This is a genomic window from Pseudarthrobacter sp. AG30 (assembly GCF_003116525.1).
Classification (GTDB): Bacteria; Actinomycetota; Actinomycetes; order Actinomycetales; family Micrococcaceae; genus Arthrobacter.
The window spans coordinates 1-265 of the sequence record NZ_QEHL01000077.1; the positions used below are offsets into that span (position 1 = coordinate 1).

A 265-nucleotide genomic window follows, 5' to 3' on the forward strand; every position below is an offset into this window, starting at 1 on the left:
TCTCGATCACGCAGCTCAGTTTTTCCAGAATAGCCCGCCCCTCAGCGGTCAGCGTCAGCAGGCGAATGCGTTTGTCATATGGCGATGTGGAACGCACCAGATAGCCCTGCTTTTCCAGTAATGAGAGGGTGCGCATTAGCGGCGGCAGTTCAATGCCCTGCACCTCCGCCAGTTCGCTGACCGAGACGTTGTCTCCCAGCTGATGCAGTTGCATCAGCACCGTCCAGCTGGACTGGGTGAGTCCGGTATCGGTGATAGCGGAGTC

General features: G+C 58.1%; 1 protein-coding gene. It reads right to left on the reverse strand.

Annotation, left to right across the window (positions count from 1 at the left end):
• A partial coding sequence (locus tag DC347_RS21375) for a MarR family transcriptional regulator (RefSeq protein WP_123059252.1) occupies nt 1-265 on the reverse strand: 265 nt, incomplete at both ends.